Annotated in this window: 16 protein-coding genes; 5 read left to right on the top strand and 11 right to left on the bottom strand. The window is 63.6% G+C overall.

Annotated features, from left to right (window positions below; genetic code table 11):
* Nucleotides 1-89 precede the first annotated feature (89 nt).
* A complete protein-coding gene (locus tag HYG82_RS30295; RefSeq protein ID WP_179260784.1) occupies nucleotides 90-1,217 on the top strand; it encodes a guanosine monophosphate reductase in 1,128 nt (375 codons plus the stop codon).
* Between the two features lie 23 nt (nucleotides 1,218-1,240).
* Here HYG82_RS30295 and HYG82_RS30290 read toward each other — a convergent pair whose 3' ends face one another.
* Nucleotides 1,241-1,546 carry a hypothetical protein gene (locus tag HYG82_RS30290; protein WP_235217872.1) on the bottom strand — a complete coding sequence of 102 codons (306 nt, stop codon included), beginning with the start codon at nucleotides 1,544-1,546 and terminating at the stop codon, nucleotides 1,241-1,243.
* A gap of 180 nt (nucleotides 1,547-1,726) precedes the next feature.
* On the opposite strand from HYG82_RS30290, the gene HYG82_RS30285 reads away from it, so the two are divergent.
* On the top strand, nucleotides 1,727-2,179 hold the full coding sequence (locus HYG82_RS30285) for a universal stress protein (protein WP_179260783.1): 453 nt from the start codon (nucleotides 1,727-1,729) through the stop codon (nucleotides 2,177-2,179).
* Between the two features lie 17 nt (nucleotides 2,180-2,196).
* Here HYG82_RS30285 and HYG82_RS30280 read toward each other — a convergent pair whose 3' ends face one another.
* A complete protein-coding gene (locus HYG82_RS30280) occupies nucleotides 2,197-2,856 on the bottom strand; it encodes an SOUL family heme-binding protein (RefSeq protein WP_179260782.1) in 660 nt (219 codons plus the stop codon).
* Between the two features lie 249 nt (nucleotides 2,857-3,105).
* Between HYG82_RS30280 and HYG82_RS30275 the strand changes: the two genes are divergently transcribed.
* Nucleotides 3,106-4,077 (top strand): ABC transporter ATP-binding protein, encoded by a 972-nt coding sequence (locus HYG82_RS30275; protein ID WP_179260781.1) that lies wholly within the window; start codon nucleotides 3,106-3,108, stop codon nucleotides 4,075-4,077.
* A 106-nt stretch (nucleotides 4,078-4,183) separates the two neighbouring features.
* Here HYG82_RS30275 and HYG82_RS30270 read toward each other — a convergent pair whose 3' ends face one another.
* Nucleotides 4,184-5,374, bottom strand: a complete 1,191-nt coding sequence (locus HYG82_RS30270; protein ID WP_179260780.1) for a COG1361 S-layer family protein — start codon at nucleotides 5,372-5,374, stop codon at nucleotides 4,184-4,186.
* 181 nt (nucleotides 5,375-5,555) lie between these two features.
* Between HYG82_RS30270 and HYG82_RS30265 the strand changes: the two genes are divergently transcribed.
* Entirely contained in the window at nucleotides 5,556-6,356 is an 801-nt protein-coding gene (locus HYG82_RS30265; RefSeq protein ID WP_179260779.1) for an ABC transporter permease, read from the top strand.
* Nucleotides 6,357-6,377: 21 nt separating this feature from the next.
* On the opposite strand, the gene HYG82_RS30260 is transcribed toward HYG82_RS30265, so the two are convergent.
* Both HYG82_RS30260 and HYG82_RS30255 read right to left on the bottom strand, forming a co-directional pair.
* On the bottom strand, nucleotides 6,378-6,929 hold the full coding sequence (locus tag HYG82_RS30260) for an XTP/dITP diphosphatase (protein WP_179260778.1): 552 nt from the start codon (nucleotides 6,927-6,929) through the stop codon (nucleotides 6,378-6,380).
* A 102-nt stretch (nucleotides 6,930-7,031) separates the two neighbouring features.
* Nucleotides 7,032-7,688: a helix-turn-helix domain-containing protein gene (locus tag HYG82_RS30255; RefSeq protein ID WP_179260777.1), complete on the bottom strand. Its 657-nt coding sequence runs from the start codon at nucleotides 7,686-7,688 to the stop codon at nucleotides 7,032-7,034.
* 83 nt (nucleotides 7,689-7,771) lie between these two features.
* Between HYG82_RS30255 and HYG82_RS30250 the strand changes: the two genes are divergently transcribed.
* Nucleotides 7,772-9,430, top strand: a complete 1,659-nt coding sequence (locus HYG82_RS30250; RefSeq protein ID WP_179260776.1) for an NADH-quinone oxidoreductase subunit D — start codon at nucleotides 7,772-7,774, stop codon at nucleotides 9,428-9,430.
* A 79-nt stretch (nucleotides 9,431-9,509) separates the two neighbouring features.
* On the opposite strand, the gene HYG82_RS30245 is transcribed toward HYG82_RS30250, so the two are convergent.
* From HYG82_RS30245 to HYG82_RS30220, 6 genes are all read right to left on the bottom strand, one after another.
* The gene (locus HYG82_RS30245) at nucleotides 9,510-9,800 is read right to left on the bottom strand and encodes a DUF5808 domain-containing protein (protein ID WP_179260775.1); all 291 of its coding nucleotides are present in this window, start codon (nucleotides 9,798-9,800) and stop codon (nucleotides 9,510-9,512) included.
* 97 nt (nucleotides 9,801-9,897) lie between these two features.
* Complete coding sequence (locus HYG82_RS30240; protein ID WP_179260774.1) at nucleotides 9,898-11,559, bottom strand: bifunctional N(6)-L-threonylcarbamoyladenine synthase/serine/threonine protein kinase; 1,662 nt, start codon at nucleotides 11,557-11,559, stop codon at nucleotides 9,898-9,900.
* Nucleotides 11,560-11,658: 99 nt separating this feature from the next.
* Nucleotides 11,659-11,793: a 30S ribosomal protein S27ae gene (locus tag HYG82_RS30235; protein ID WP_179260773.1), complete on the bottom strand. Its 135-nt coding sequence runs from the start codon at nucleotides 11,791-11,793 to the stop codon at nucleotides 11,659-11,661.
* Nucleotides 11,794-12,114, bottom strand: a complete 321-nt coding sequence (locus HYG82_RS30230; RefSeq protein ID WP_179260772.1) for a 30S ribosomal protein S24e — start codon at nucleotides 12,112-12,114, stop codon at nucleotides 11,794-11,796. It lies immediately after the preceding gene.
* A gap of 265 nt (nucleotides 12,115-12,379) precedes the next feature.
* Nucleotides 12,380-12,598 carry a hypothetical protein gene (locus HYG82_RS30225; RefSeq protein WP_179260771.1) on the bottom strand — a complete coding sequence of 73 codons (219 nt, stop codon included), beginning with the start codon at nucleotides 12,596-12,598 and terminating at the stop codon, nucleotides 12,380-12,382.
* Nucleotides 12,595-13,650: a beta propeller repeat protein gene (locus HYG82_RS30220; RefSeq protein ID WP_179260770.1), complete on the bottom strand. Its 1,056-nt coding sequence runs from the start codon at nucleotides 13,648-13,650 to the stop codon at nucleotides 12,595-12,597. The genes HYG82_RS30225 and HYG82_RS30220 overlap by 4 nt, the downstream gene beginning before the upstream one ends.
* Nucleotides 13,651-13,742: the final 92 nt, after the last annotated feature.

Here is a 13,742-nt window from a genome sequence, read left to right as displayed (position 1 = left end):
GATTGATCGTCGATGCTCTCACATCTGAACGGCGACCGTGTCCGTAGTCGAGACTCTTATATGCCGAGAGCACGAAATAGTAAGGGGTCATGAACGATCTCCGAACCGGGTTGAGCTACGGTGACGTCCTCCTCGTCCCGAACCGCTCACCAGTCGATAGCCGCAGCGACGTAGATCTCACGTCGTCGTTTACATCGTCAGTCGAATTGCAGACTCCGCTCGTTTCCGCCGCGATGGATACCGTGACGGAGGCCGAGCTGGCGATCGAACTCTCTCGCGCCGGGGGGATCGGCGTTCTGCACAGATTTCTGACGCCGGATGAACAGGCGGACCAGGTGGAACGAGTGGCCGAAGCCGGCGAACAGGTAGCCGCCGCCGTCGGAATCAACGAGGACTATGTCGCCCGTAGCGACGCGCTCGTTGCGGCCGGCGTCGACGCGCTCGTCGTCGACGTTGCCCACGGTCACCTCGAGAGCGCGCTCGAGGCCGTCGAGCGACTCCGAACGGAGTTTCCAGAGACCGATCTCGTCGCCGGCAACGTCGCGACACCGGCCGGCGTCGAAGACCTCGCAGCCGCTGGAGCCGACTGCGTCAAAGTCGGCATCGGTCCCGGCTCTCACTGCACGACCCGGAAGGTCGCTGGCGCGGGCGTCCCGCAGTTGACCGCCATCGACGACTGCGCGACGGCGGCCGAGAATCTCGACGTGACGATCTGTGCAGACGGCGGTATCCGAACATCCGGCGATGCGGTAAAGGCACTGATGGCCGGGGCGGACTCCGTAATGCTCGGAAGCCTCTTCGCCGGCACCGAGGAAGCCCCCGGCGCGGTCGTCGAGGTCGAGGGAACGCAATACAAGCGCTCGCGCGGAATGGCGACCACGACGGCCGCGGAAAAACGAGACGACAAAGAGGCCGACGTTCGCGCCGACGAGGGTGTCGAGGCGCTGACGCCGTACAAGGGGCCCGTTACCGACGTCGTCGACGAGTTCCGCGCCGGCATTCAGTCGGGGCTCTCCTACTGCGGCGGCCATACGATCCCAGCGGCGCGCGAAAATGCCGAATTCATCCGCGTCGCGCCTAGCGCAAAGGAACGAGAGGGGTACCACGCCGACCAGGACTGGGAGGGCGTCAGCGTGGATAGCGAAGTCTCGGAGGGCAGCGAGTCTGAAATTTCTGTCACCGATCCCGCAAACGATGCCGCCGAAAGCGACGACTAGTCTTCCCTCGACTACCGACCGGCTCACTCCGCGAGGTCGGATTCGAGCGAGAGCCACCAGAGGCGAGCCAGCCCCTCGATTTCGTGGCTCTCGAGCATCCCGGCGTCGACCATCGCCTCGAGTCGCTCGACCATTTCGTCGGTCGGGACGTCGTGCTCCTCCGCCAGATACCGGGTGTTCACGACCGGCATCGGCGCAGCGCGTATCGATTCGACGACGGTTTCTGCGGGAATTCGGTCGTCAGCGGGTGAATCGGATCGTCTATCGGTCGGCACAGTGATCCGACGCTCCGCTCCCTGTTGAATCCCCGGTTGCTGCGGAAACGTCATCTACCGTTTCCGACCGAACCCGACCACGGTTGTGCGTCGGCATCCGTTCGGCACCTCCTGGCGACCCGATCTACCTACGCTGCAGCGAATGCGACGAACGCGAGTACGATGACTCGAGCAAATTCCGGTCCGTGGGAGTTACCTGGAACGATTTTACCGTTGGGACCCGACGAAACGGATATGGAACCAACGATCCTCGTCGCGTTCGACGAATCGCCGCAGGCAACCGCCGCGTTGCGTCACGCACTTTCGACCTACGACGACGCCGAAATCCACGTTCTCCACGTAAACGATCCGCGAGAGTGGTCGACCGGGGACGGACTCGACGGCTTCTTCTATTCCGAGGCGGCGTTCGAACAATCGAAGGAGTCGGCCGAATCGTTGCTCGAGGAGGCAGAAGACATCGCACAGGAGTACGACACGACGGTGACGACGGCTTCCCAGGTCGGAATGGTAGCCGAAACGATCGTCGACTACGCCGAGGAGCACGACATCGATCACATCGTCCTCGGCAGTCACGGTCGGCGGGGGATATCGCGGTTCCTGCTCGGTAGCGTTGCTGAACGAGTCGCCAGACGCTCGCCCGGATCGGTGACGATCATCCGAGAGAAGAATCCGGTAGACGACCAGTAAGATTGCGAGACGGTTCCCTACTCGGGCGTGATCCGCCGTCCGTCTTCCGGAAGCTGACTTTCGGGGACCTCGATGGCGACTTCGACTTCGTTCGTTCGCAGGAACGGTGGCGTCCACGGATCGTTGTACTGGAGTACCACCGGTTGGCCGCGTCTCTCTATCCCCCGTTCAGAGAGTCGCTCGAGCAGGCGCTTCCGTTGGCGGTCGACGCGTTCGCTCGTCGCGTACCACGAAAATCGTCGCACCGCAACCGTTTTTGGCGATTCGACGACGAGATGAACTGCGGGATCGGTCGGCGTCGGCGCTCGCTCGGGCGTGTCCGTCGCGGGAAGGGTAAACGCCATCGTCACGCCGTTCTCAGCAGATTCCGTTCGAACGGGCGCGGTCATCGAAATCGACTCGCCTCGGGTCGCCACCGGTGTCGTCATCGCGACGTCCTCGCTCCGTACGTTTTCGCCCGATATGTACCGAAACAGACGACGGAATGCGACCCTCTCGTTTTCGGCTGTCGTTTCGACGAGGACCAGTTGCGGATACCGCCGGATTTCGCCCCCGTCGAATCGGTCCACCGTTTCCGACGGCACGCGCTCGGTCGTCCGAGAGACGTACACACCCCAGCCGATCCACACCGCTACCAGGCCGGCAATTCCGATCAGTAGGCGGCGTATCGATCGCATACGTGTCGTAGCCCATCTACGGACAAAGCCGTGCGGGGGACATCTAACAGGAGTAGAGTGTCCGCCCCAACGAACAGCGTGTGGCACATGGCAATCAGCCGAACGAACGCTCGTCGACCGGGCCATCTCACGCCCGTAGACAGCCGCCGAACCGAGAGTCCCCACGATCCAAAGCCCGTCTAACCGTCTCGGACCCGGCCAAAGTCGCCCCCTGATAGATATATCTCGCGAGCCGTCGTCGTCTCGATCGTGACCGCCGCTGAGCCACAGCCGGTGAGTGTCGATGGACTGACGAAGTATTACGGGGACGTCCGCGGCGTCGAGGATCTCACGTTCACCGTCGACCGAGGGGAAACATTCGGCTTTCTCGGCCCGAACGGAGCGGGAAAGTCGACGGCGATTCGCGTGCTGCTCGGCCTGTTGAAACCCACCGACGGCGACGCTACCCTGCTCGGGCGTGACGTCACCGACCGAGCGGAGCTACGCGATCTGAAACGTCACATCGGATACTTGCCGAGCGACGTGACCTTCTACGATCGCGTGACAGGCGCAGAAATCCTCGAGTTCTTCGGGCGGTTGCGCGGCCACGAGCGCCGCACGGAGCTTCTGGAGCGGTTTCCCGTCCCCCTCGACCGACCCGTGAAAGCCTACTCGAGCGGGAACAAACAGAAACTCGCCATCGTCGCGACGTTCATGCACGATCCCGAACTGGCGATTATGGACGAGCCGACCTCGGGGCTAGATCCGCTCGTCCAGAACGAGTTCTACGACCTGCTTGGGGAGCGAACGGCGCAGGGACGGACGAGTTTCTTCTCGTCGCACATCCTGAGCGAGGTTCGTCGCGTCTGCGACCGCGTCGGGATCATCAGGAACGGGCGGCTGATAGAACTCGATACCGTCGAGAACATCCTCGCGGAGGGCGGCACGGTCGTCACCGTTCGTCTGGCCGAGGAGCCGTCGGCCGCCGCGCTCGAGTTTCCTGGAACTGCACACGTCGAACGGCAGGACGGAAGCTACCGACTCGTGATCTCACAGGAATTCGATTCGCTGATCGATCGGCTGCACGAGTATACGGTTCTCGACCTCGAGGTCCGCGAGGCGTCCATCGAGGACGTGTTCATGCACTTCTACGGGGAGGCCGACGACGCCGAGGGTGACAGGCCCGCAGCGCCCGACGACGCCGAGGGTGACGGGCCCGCAGCGCCCGACGACGGGTCCTGACCGATGGGTCCGACGCGCCGGCAGGTCAGACCGGAGGGTGATCGGCGCTCGCAGCCCTGTCTGTCCGGGAAATATCGCGGTGAGTAGCGGTATCGGTCCCGAACTGTCAGCGCCTGCGAAGCCACCAGATCGCGGCGAGAACGAAGATTACGGCCACGGCGGCGAACGGAGCGACGGAGTCGATGTCCGCCTCCTCGTCGTCGACGATGGAGACCGGGATCGGAACCGGGTCAGTACTCGTTCGCTGGCCGGTGCCTGTATCGTAGGTGAGCACAACCGTCGCGCTGGCGGTCGTCTCGACCGCGTCCGTCGATGACTCGAGCGGGAACCGAACCGTTTCGGACTCGCCCGGATCGAGCATTCCGATGTACGCCGTGGGAGAGTCCGTCGATAGCGGCGGACTGACGTTAATCGCGGCGACGAGACTCATCACGGGTTCTGTGCCGTCGTTGGTGATCTCTACCTCGTACGTCCCCGTCCCGTCGACGGGAATCCCGCCATTTCGGGGCGTGACGTCCAACGAGCGGGATTCGACGACTGAGAGCCCCATCGGTGAGAGGCCGTCGGCCACCACCGTTTCGTTGGCATCGTCTTCGTCGTCGCTATCGGTGTCAGTATCGTCGTCGATCACGTCGCCAAACTCGTCGTCCTCGTCATCGTCCTCGTCGATCGTGTACCGGACGCTCGCGAACAGTGGATACGTCCCGGGTTCGACGTCGGCCGCCGCGATATCGAGGTCGACGGTTTCGGTATCGCCCGACCAGATATCCTCGAGATAGACCGACTGCGTCGCCTGCCGCGCGTCGGCCGAACCGAGGGTCAACGCGCTGTCCAGTGCTCGCACCGTCACGACGACGTCCGTCACCTCCTCATCGCCGTCGTTGGTCACCTCGAGGGCGATCGTCGCGGCGTCGCCAGCCCGAACGGACTGGTTTTCCGCGACGGCAACGGTGACGTTCTCGTCGGGCGGACGCGCTCTCGGTATTTCCGCCGCCGACGTCTCGTCTCCGAGCGCGGCGGCCGCTTCCTGGTCGGTCACCCCTCGAGGTGCGGTATCGGACTCGATTTCGGGAGACGTCCCGCCAGGCGGGGTTCGCTGACCGCTGGTTTGGGTCGCAGTCGAATCGTTCGTATTCGTGTCGTTGCGCGCCGGGCCATCTTGCAGTGCGACGGCCGCGGTGGGTCCGGCTATGAAAGCGGCCGGGACGCTGGAAATCACCAGCGCGACGAGCAAACAACCGGCGACTCCGGTGCGACGACGAACGTAACGCTTCGACCCGTCCGCCTGACCCGTCATGTCCGTTCCGGAACGGAGATCAACAAAATAAAGGCACGTCCCCGTTCCGATCTCAAACCGCTCACTTACCGACCTGGCACCGGATTGCCGTGTTGACAACAGGTAGTTACCTGGAACTGTCCCGTCGAGTCGGAATCGACCTATAAGGGACCGGCTCTCGTCGACGGGGCCGACGGAACGAATGCTCGAGATCACGTCGTTCGAGGCGGGTCGTCGGTTCCGCGGTGCCCTGTTACTCTCGGGTGCGCTGATCGCGTTGATCGCGCTCACCGTCGGCCTCTTTCCATCGATTCAGGAGACTGGTGCCGATTTCGACGCCTATCTCGAATCGTTGCCGCCCGAGGCCAGACGGGCGTTCGTCGGCAACGTGACGACGCTGACGACGATCGAGGGATACCTCGTCTCCCAACTCTACCAGTTCGGCTGGGTGTTGCTGCTCGCGATTTACTACGCGTACGCCGCAGCTTCGACGGTCGCCGGCGAGGTCGAGCGGGGAACTGTGGGCATGATGCTTTCGTTGCCGGTGACTCGAACGCGATTCGTCGTCGGCAAGTTCCTGTCGCTCGTTCCGGGACTCGTCCTGGTCAACGCGATTACGTTCCTCGCGGTGTACCTCGGCGTTAGACTCGTCGACGAGACGATCGACGTCCCGTCCCTGTTTGCCGTCCATCTCTCGTCGATCCCCTATCTGCTCGCGTGCGCCGGCGTCGGCCTGCTGGCTTCCGTCACGTTCGATTCGATTCGGCGAGCGCAGACTGTAGGGGCCGGGTCGGTGTTCGGGCTATTTTTGCTCGATACGTTTACGTTCGATACCGATTACGAGTGGCTCGGCGACGTCGCCGTCTCCCGGTACTTCGACCCCGGTGCGATACTCGTCGACGGCGAGGTTTCGTTGACCGACCTCTCAGTCCTTCTCGTCGCCGTCGTCGTCCTCGTCGTCGTCAGCAGTGAATACTTCGAGCGTCGGGACATCTCCGGGTGAGCGTTGCGGTCGTCCGATCGATCACGTCTCTCGCTCTGCGTACCACTCCGTGAACTTCGCCAACGCTCGCCCCCGATGCGAAATCGCGTTTTTCTCCTCGGTGCTCATTTCCGCCATCGTCTGCCCGTTGTGCTCGAAGATCGGATCGTAGCCGAACCCGCCGTCTCCGCGGGGCGCGACGAGCGTGCCGGCGACGGCTCCGTCGAAGGTTTCGGTTCCCTTTTCGTCCGCGTACGCGAGGACGGTGCGAAAGTGTGCGCGGCGGTTCTCTTCGTCCGCTGCGAGACGCCAGAGACGCTCGACGCCGACTGTATCCTCGACGTACGCCGAATACGGTCCCGGGAAACCGCCGAGCGCGTCGACGAACAGCCCCGTATCGTCGACGAGTATCGGCTCCTCGTTGCTCCGTTCCTCGAAGGCCTCGCGAGCGCCGTAGGCCGCGATATCCGCGAGCGAGTCGCTCTGAATCTCCGTGTAGTCGTACTCGAGTTGCTCGACGGGTTCGACTCCCTCGAGGTACGTCCGCGCCTCGCGGACCTTGCCCTCGTTGCCGGTGACGAATCGAATGGCCATGTACGAGGCGGCGTCCCCGGACGGAAAATAGGCGTCGGTTGTCTGCGTTCTCGACGAGCGTCTTCGGCTCGGTGACGGCCGTATCCCTTCCAACCGTCTCTCTTACAGTTCGAGGGCCTCCATCACCGCTGATTCCGCTTTTCGGAGGTGTTCGGCGGCCGTTCCGGGCGCACAGTCGAGTACCCCGGCGACGTCTTCGACGCTCGCGGATCGGGGCACGTCGAAGTAGCCGAGGTCTCGCGCGACTCGGAGCGCCTCGCGTTGGCGCGTGGTCAACGCGGCGACCGCGGCGTCGCTGCCGTCGTACTCGCCGACGCGACCGATAGTCGTCTCGATTCCCGCCGGCACGTCCTCGAGCGCACGCCGGATATCCGTCGGTTCGCCGACGACCGAGAACCGAACCGTCCAGTCGGATCGGTACTCGAGGGGGGGCAAGGCGACGAGGCTTCTGCGGGTGAAACTATCGAGCAATCGATCGTCGACGTCTGCCGGAACGTCGCGCACGTACACGGTAAACGACCGGTCGCCGGTTCGCGTGAGTTCGTAGTCGCTCACCCGACTGGTCTCCTCGAGGGCGGTTTCGTAGACGTCCGGGTCTCCGACGACGTGGAAAATGAAGGCGTTATCGTCGTCGTCACTGTTGGTGAAGTTTCCGTGAACCATCCGATAGGCGTCGAAGGCGTCACTGTTGGCGACGAACCGGTGCATCGGATGGATCGTCTCGTCGTCGTACTGGAGGATGAGCCGGACCGTCTTCACGACGCGTCATTCTGGCTTCAGTATATAAATAGCCTAGTGGCTGTCGCAGCACTGACTCGTCCGCTCCATACGAACGACCGCACATGTCCCAACGCTCGACGCTCGAGTCCGAGACGACCGAGTTCGCTGCGGATCTCGACCTCGAGGGCCTCCTCGGTGGTGCCGTTCTCGCTCGCGACAATCATCTGAACGCGCCGGGCGTCGTGATCCGACCGGACGAGGTACAGGCGGTCCTCGCGACGCTCCGTGACGAGGCCGGCTTCGATCACTGTTCCTGTGTGACCGCCCAGCGGTACCCGGATCGGTTCGAGACGATATATCACCTGAAGTCCTACGATGACCCGACTCGCGAGGTGAGCGTCGTCGTCCCGACGACGGTCGACGAGCCGGTCAGCGAGTCGGCCGAACCGGTCTTCCGAACCGCGGACTGGCACGAGCGCGAAGCCTACGACCTCGTCGGCATCGAGTACGAGGACCACCCCGACCTTCGGCGGATTCTGTTACCGGACACCTGGCAAGGTCATCCCCTCTCGCCGGAGTACGATCAGGAGCAACCCCAGATCGTGACGCTTTCCGAACACGCAAATCCCATCGCGGGCGACGAACGCGACGACGTCTCGAATACGATGTTTCTCAACATCGGACCGCACCATCCGTCGACCCACGGCGTCATGCACGTCAAAGCCGTACTGGACGGTGAGACGGTCGTCAACGTCGATCCAGACATCGGCTACATCCATCGCTGCGAGGAACAGATGTGCCAGCAGGGAACCTACCGACACCAGATCATGCCCTATCCGGATCGCTGGGATTGGATGTCGGGGCTGTGCAACGAGTGGGCCTACGCTCGCGCTGCCGAGGATCTGGCCGACATCGAGGTCCCCGACTACGCTCAGGTCGTCCGCACGATGGGCGCCGAACTCTCGCGGCTGGCCTCCCACTTCATCTCGCTTGGCACCTACGCGCTCGACGTCTTCGGCGAGTTCACCGCCACCTTTCAGTACGCGATCCGCGACCGGGAAATCGTCCTCGACCGCCTCGAGGACCTGACCGGCCAGCGGATGATGTACAACTACTTCCGGCTCGGTGGGGTCGCCTGGGACCTGCCCGAACCTCGCGAGGAGTTCATCGAAAAGACTCGGGACTTCCTCGACGGCCTCCCGGCCAAAATCGACGAGTACCACGACCTGCTGGTCACGAACGAGATCTTCCAGCGTCGGTGTATCGATACCGGGATTCTCGAGCCCGAGGTCGCCAAACTGTACGGCTGTACCGGCCCCGTCGCACGGGGGTCCGGCATCGACTACGACCTCCGGCGCGACGATCCGTACGGCTACTACGAACACCTCGAGTGGGACGTCGTCACCGAACCCGACGGCGACAACTTCGCTCGAGTGCTCGTCCGCATGCAGGAAGTCGAGGAGTCCGCGAAGATCATCGAGCAGTGTCTCGACCTCCTCGCGGACTGGCCGGAAGACGATCGCGAGATCCAGAGCAACGTTCCCCGGACGCTCAAGCCCGATTCCGACACCGAAACCTACCGCGCCGTCGAAGGGGCGAAAGGAGAACTCGGGATCTACATTCGCTCGGACGGCACCGAAACGCCGGCGCGGTTCAAGATTCGCAGTCCCTGTTTCTCGAATCTCTCCGTGTTACCCGACATTACGGAAGGCGAGTACGTCGCCGACCTGGTCGCCGCCATCGGGAGTCTCGACTGTATCATGGGCGAGGTCGACCGCTGATCGACCGTCACTCGGCCGTCGTGTGTGAACTACACCGCGGTTTCAGGTCGCGCGAGACGCAGCCAGGCGCATCCAGCGTTCAATCGTCGGATTCGTTGTCGTCGACGATGACCTCGACCGGTTCGTCGGTCCGCTCTGTTTCGCCATCCGATGTCCCCTTTTCCTCCTGCCAAAGCAGGCCGCCTGCGACGAGGATGATGACCCACGACCGCCAGTTGGCGAGGTTCAGGGAGTAGCCGACGCCGAACGGTTTTTCGACGAGCATCCCTTCGCCCGGTTGCCAGTACGACGAGAGCATACGGCCGATGCTCGGTCGTTCGAAATTATACGGTACCCCGAGAATCTCACCGGAAGTCGGCTTCTCTGCCATGGCCGGTGATACGTCCTCCCCTGATAAGAGTATTGTGTGCAGTGACGTTCGATGCAATCGATCGACCTGCGGGCAGGTGAGAGCGGCCGGCGATCCCTTACGACTGGTACCGACCCCGTCCCTCGACGTCCTGCAGTCGCTCGAGAACTCGGTCGTTGCCGACCTCGGCGTACCCCGAACGAACCGCTTCGCGAAGCGGCTCGGGATCGTCTGCGGTGCCGACGAGGCTCTGATCGAAGACGTGCAGATCCATCGCGTAGTCCTCGACGTGGTCGGTGTGGTAGCCGAGCCCGAAGTCGATGAGGTACGTCCGCTCGTCCTCCCGCTCGCATTCGGCCCTATTGCGTTCCGGGTGACTGACGCGGACGTTTCGCGTCGTCGGATCGCCGTGGACGATGCCCGCGGCGTGGAGCCGTGCGAGGTGGCGGCCAACGTCTCGAACCCGCTCGACCGTCAGTCCGTCCCGAAGGTCGCAGTCACCGACGTATTCGAACTCGAGTCGCGCCTCCCGGGGATCGACGTCGGTCAGGACCGGCGTCGGGACTCCCTCGCGACGAGCCTGGCTGGTGAGGCGCGCCTCGAGCGTGGTCCGTTCCCTCTGAAGCCGGTCGTCGAGCGTTGGGTGGCGGTAGCGCTTCGACTCGCGGCGCTTCGTTACGCGACCACCGTCGCGATCGATGTCGACGAGTGCTTCGGCACCGCGAACCCGCGTTTCGTCGACGCCACGCCCGGCCGTAAGCGCTGGCTCGTTCGTCCGCCACGTGACGGGGACCTGGTCGGGTCGAAAATCGGAGTCGACGCGGGACTCCTCGATCGCGATCGTATCGCCTGCGTCGTACATCTTTGCGCCGAGCACGGCGATCATTCCCGCGTTATCTCGCAAGAACCGCGGTTGGGGTGCGTGGAACTGCGCGCCGCGTTGTTCACACATCGTCGCGAGCATCTCCCGGAGGCGAGCGTTTTGCCCGACGCCGCCGCCGAGGACGAGTTCGTCGCTCCCGGTCAGTGACAGCGCTCGCTCGGAAACCTCGGTCAGCATCCCGAAAATGTTCTCCTGAAGCGAATAGCAGACGTCCGCTACCGGCACTCCGTCGTCGGCCGCCTGCTTGGCGGCGCTCATGATCCCGGAAAACGAGAAGTCCATTCCCTTGACGACGTACGGGAGATCGACGTACTTGCCGTCTTCTGCAGCCCTTTCGACCTTCGGCCCACCGGGATGCGACCAGCCGACGTGGCGCGTAAACTTGTCGATCGCGTTGCCGACTCCCGTGTCCATCGTCTCCCCGAGGACGCGGTAGCGTCCGTTACGGTAGGCCAGCAGGTGTGCGTTCGCTCCGCTCGCGTTGAGACAGACCGGCGCCTCGAAGCCCGAGGTGTGACGCCCGATCTCGAGGTGGGCGACCATGTGATTGACGCCGACCAGCGGCACCGAAAGCGCCTGGCTCAGCGCTCGAGCGGCGGTGCCGACGATGCGTAAGCACGGCCCCAATCCGGGGCCGCGGGAAAACGCGACCGCGTCGACCGGCGGCTCCGTTTCCGGGCCGTCGTCGGTCTCGCGAGCGTATTCGAGGGCTCGTTCGACGACCGCCGGAACGGCGTCGTGCATGTGTTCGGCCGCCTCGCGGGGGTGAATGCCGCCGCTTTCGGGCTGGTACGCGTCGCTCTCGATGAACACGTCGTCGCTCTCGGCGTCGAAAACGGCTGCGCTGGCGGCCCAGGCAGTCCCTTCGATCCCGAGGATACGAACGCTAGCAGTCACGTATTAGAACGAATGTAGTTCCGGGCTGACACCCCGAATCGCTCGCGGAATATCGCGCTTGCGGGCCGACCGCCCCCGCTCGCGCTCGGCGCATCGCCGTTATTCCCACTCGGTGTAGCTGCACTTCCCGCAGTGTTTGCGGTCGCCGTGATCGGCGAGGAAGACGTCGCCACAGCGCGGACACAGTTCGCCGTCGGTGCTGCCGTCGTCGGCGTAGAGCTCGTAGCGCGTCATCTATGCTTCCTCCGGCTCGGCTTCGGCCTCCGCGTCGTCTTCGGCACCGATCTTGTTCCGCTCGAGCATGTGATTTTGTTCGACTTCTCGGGCGTAATCGGCCGTGTCGTAGACTTTCGCCTGTCCGACGGTCTTTCGCATCCCGAACTTGGTGTCGAGTTTGCGGATGACGACCTCGTCTGCGTCCTTGTTTAGCTTCGCGGCGAGGCTGTCACGGACCTGGAGACGGGAGGGCGTGGCGTCCTCGTGGATGAGTTCGAAGGTCACGTCGGTTCGATGCAACATGGGGTTTTCCTCTTCGGAGATGATGTCGACGTCCATGATATCACTCAGTTACCCTACTATCCCCGTGTAGCGCCTAAAAGGATTTCGAAGCGCCCACCCGTTCGAAGGCGCCGCTCGAGGACGACCGGCCGGAAATCAGCTCGCTCACGGATGCTGTACTTTGTGTTATAGAGACTCTGAGGTGAATAAACCCGCCTTGAGTGGTCTGTGTCACTTCTGAATCTTGGCTACGCCGGTACGCTATTCGAATCCGGCGACTCGAGCGAACGCTTCCGAAACGAGTATTCCAACCAAACCCCGATCACTCTAGGCGGGTGATGAAACCGACATCGTGAGCGACTTCTGCCGGTTGATAGGGACAATTCTCGAGCGGATCGAATCGATCACACCAGAGCGTCCCCTCCCGTAGCGGCGTCTGCGATCGTTCGACGCCCGGTTTGCAAACCTGAAACCGTCGGAAGCGAAGCGGAAATGCGGTGACGAAGGCCGGTCCCGAGCAGCGAGAGGTGACTTGGCTCATCCGGCCACCAGCCCGCGCGGCGTCCGGCCCTCGAACTCTCCGCCCCAGTCGATATCCTGTCGGCTCCACGAGTCGCCGAAATCTCGCGTCGCGAACAGCCCGCGGTTGTTCACGGCGAAGACGACTCCCGGTTCTCCTGTCGTTGCGAATACCGTCCGGACGACACCCTCTCCGGTTGGCAAGCCCCGATCGTCGAGCCGCACCCACGAGTCGCCGTTCTTGCGATAGACGTGCGAGTCTGCCCTGCTTGCGGTGTGGGCCGTCCGAGCACCGCGGGCACTCGAGATGAGAACGCGGTCCGGGTCGCCGGGGTCGGGGACGACCGACCAGCAGTATCGGTGTTCGAGGCCGTCCTGCGGTCGTCGCCACGACCGGGCGCTGTCGTCGCTCTCGGCGTAGCCGTCGCCCGCCGCGGTGTAGACTCGCCCCTCCTGATCCGCGTGCATCGCCATGCTGTGAACGTCACGGCGAGCACCATCGGGCCGCTCGTGCCAGGTTTCGCCGCCGTCTCGCGTGTACACGAAGGCGCCCGCCTCGATACCGACGTAAAGCCGCTCGGGATCGAACGGATCGACCTCGAGCCAGCGGACGTGGTGGGTATCCGGCCGGGGCGGGAAATACCACTCGTCGGCCGACGGGAGGTCGACCAGCCCTTCGAGGTGCGACCAGGAGTCACCGCCGTCTCGCGACCGGTAGATCCGACTCGGTTCCGTGCCGACGTAGACGACCTGCGGGTCGTGCGGGCTGATCGTTACGGCCATCACGGTTCCGCTCTCTGGACCCGCTTCGTTCGCGCTTTTCCCGTCTGGGCGAGAGGCTGCCAGATCCGCTGGTCCGAACTCCGCTTCGAGTCGCTCGAACCGGTCGCCGCGGCTACGAAAGAGTCCATCCTCGACGGTCCCGGCGAAAACCTGTTCCGGTGCGTCAGGCTGAATTGCGGCGCACTCGAGATCGAATCCCTCGAGTCGGGTCGTCGTCGTCCACTCGCCGGGTTCGGACTCGCCCGTACAAACGAGTAGTCGGTCACGGAGCACGACGATCACGGTCATCATAGCCGAATCAACGCATCCGGACCTGATACAAGTCCCGGCGCGCGCTCGCCCGATACCGGCAACAGGTCAGGTCGCCGTTTCGAGCGGAGCGG

It is taken from the genome of Natrinema halophilum, from assembly GCF_013402815.2.
Lineage (GTDB): Archaea > Halobacteriota > Halobacteria > Halobacteriales > Natrialbaceae > Natrinema > Natrinema halophilum.
This window is presented reverse-complemented; position numbering and strand designations above follow the sequence as displayed.

What these genes read in the sequence shown, in the direction of transcription:
- HYG82_RS30250 (WP_179260776.1), top strand. Translation starts at nt 7,772, where the DNA reads ATGTCCCAACGCTCGACGCTCGAGTCCGAGACGACCGAGTTCGCTGCG.
- HYG82_RS30265 (WP_179260779.1), top strand. Translation starts at nt 5,556, where the DNA reads ATGCTCGAGATCACGTCGTTCGAGGCGGGTCGTCGGTTCCGCGGTGCC.
- HYG82_RS30280 (WP_179260782.1), bottom strand. Translation starts at nt 2,856, where the DNA reads ATGCGATCGATACGCCGCCTACTGATCGGAATTGCCGGCCTGGTAGCG.
- HYG82_RS30270 (WP_179260780.1), bottom strand. Translation starts at nt 5,374, where the DNA reads ATGACGGGTCAGGCGGACGGGTCGAAGCGTTACGTTCGTCGTCGCACC.
- HYG82_RS30290 (WP_235217872.1), bottom strand. Translation starts at nt 1,546, where the DNA reads ATGACGTTTCCGCAGCAACCGGGGATTCAACAGGGAGCGGAGCGTCGG.
- HYG82_RS30245 (WP_179260775.1), bottom strand. Translation starts at nt 9,800, where the DNA reads ATGGCAGAGAAGCCGACTTCCGGTGAGATTCTCGGGGTACCGTATAAT.
- HYG82_RS30295 (WP_179260784.1), top strand. Translation starts at nt 90, where the DNA reads ATGAACGATCTCCGAACCGGGTTGAGCTACGGTGACGTCCTCCTCGTC.
- HYG82_RS30225 (WP_179260771.1), bottom strand. Translation starts at nt 12,598, where the DNA reads ATGAGCCAAGTCACCTCTCGCTGCTCGGGACCGGCCTTCGTCACCGCA.
- HYG82_RS30235 (WP_179260773.1), bottom strand. Translation starts at nt 11,793, where the DNA reads ATGACGCGCTACGAGCTCTACGCCGACGACGGCAGCACCGACGGCGAA.
- HYG82_RS30220 (WP_179260770.1), bottom strand. Translation starts at nt 13,650, where the DNA reads ATGATGACCGTGATCGTCGTGCTCCGTGACCGACTACTCGTTTGTACG.
- HYG82_RS30230 (WP_179260772.1), bottom strand. Translation starts at nt 12,114, where the DNA reads ATGGACGTCGACATCATCTCCGAAGAGGAAAACCCCATGTTGCATCGA.
- HYG82_RS30285 (WP_179260783.1), top strand. Translation starts at nt 1,727, where the DNA reads ATGGAACCAACGATCCTCGTCGCGTTCGACGAATCGCCGCAGGCAACC.
- HYG82_RS30260 (WP_179260778.1), bottom strand. Translation starts at nt 6,929, where the DNA reads ATGGCCATTCGATTCGTCACCGGCAACGAGGGCAAGGTCCGCGAGGCG.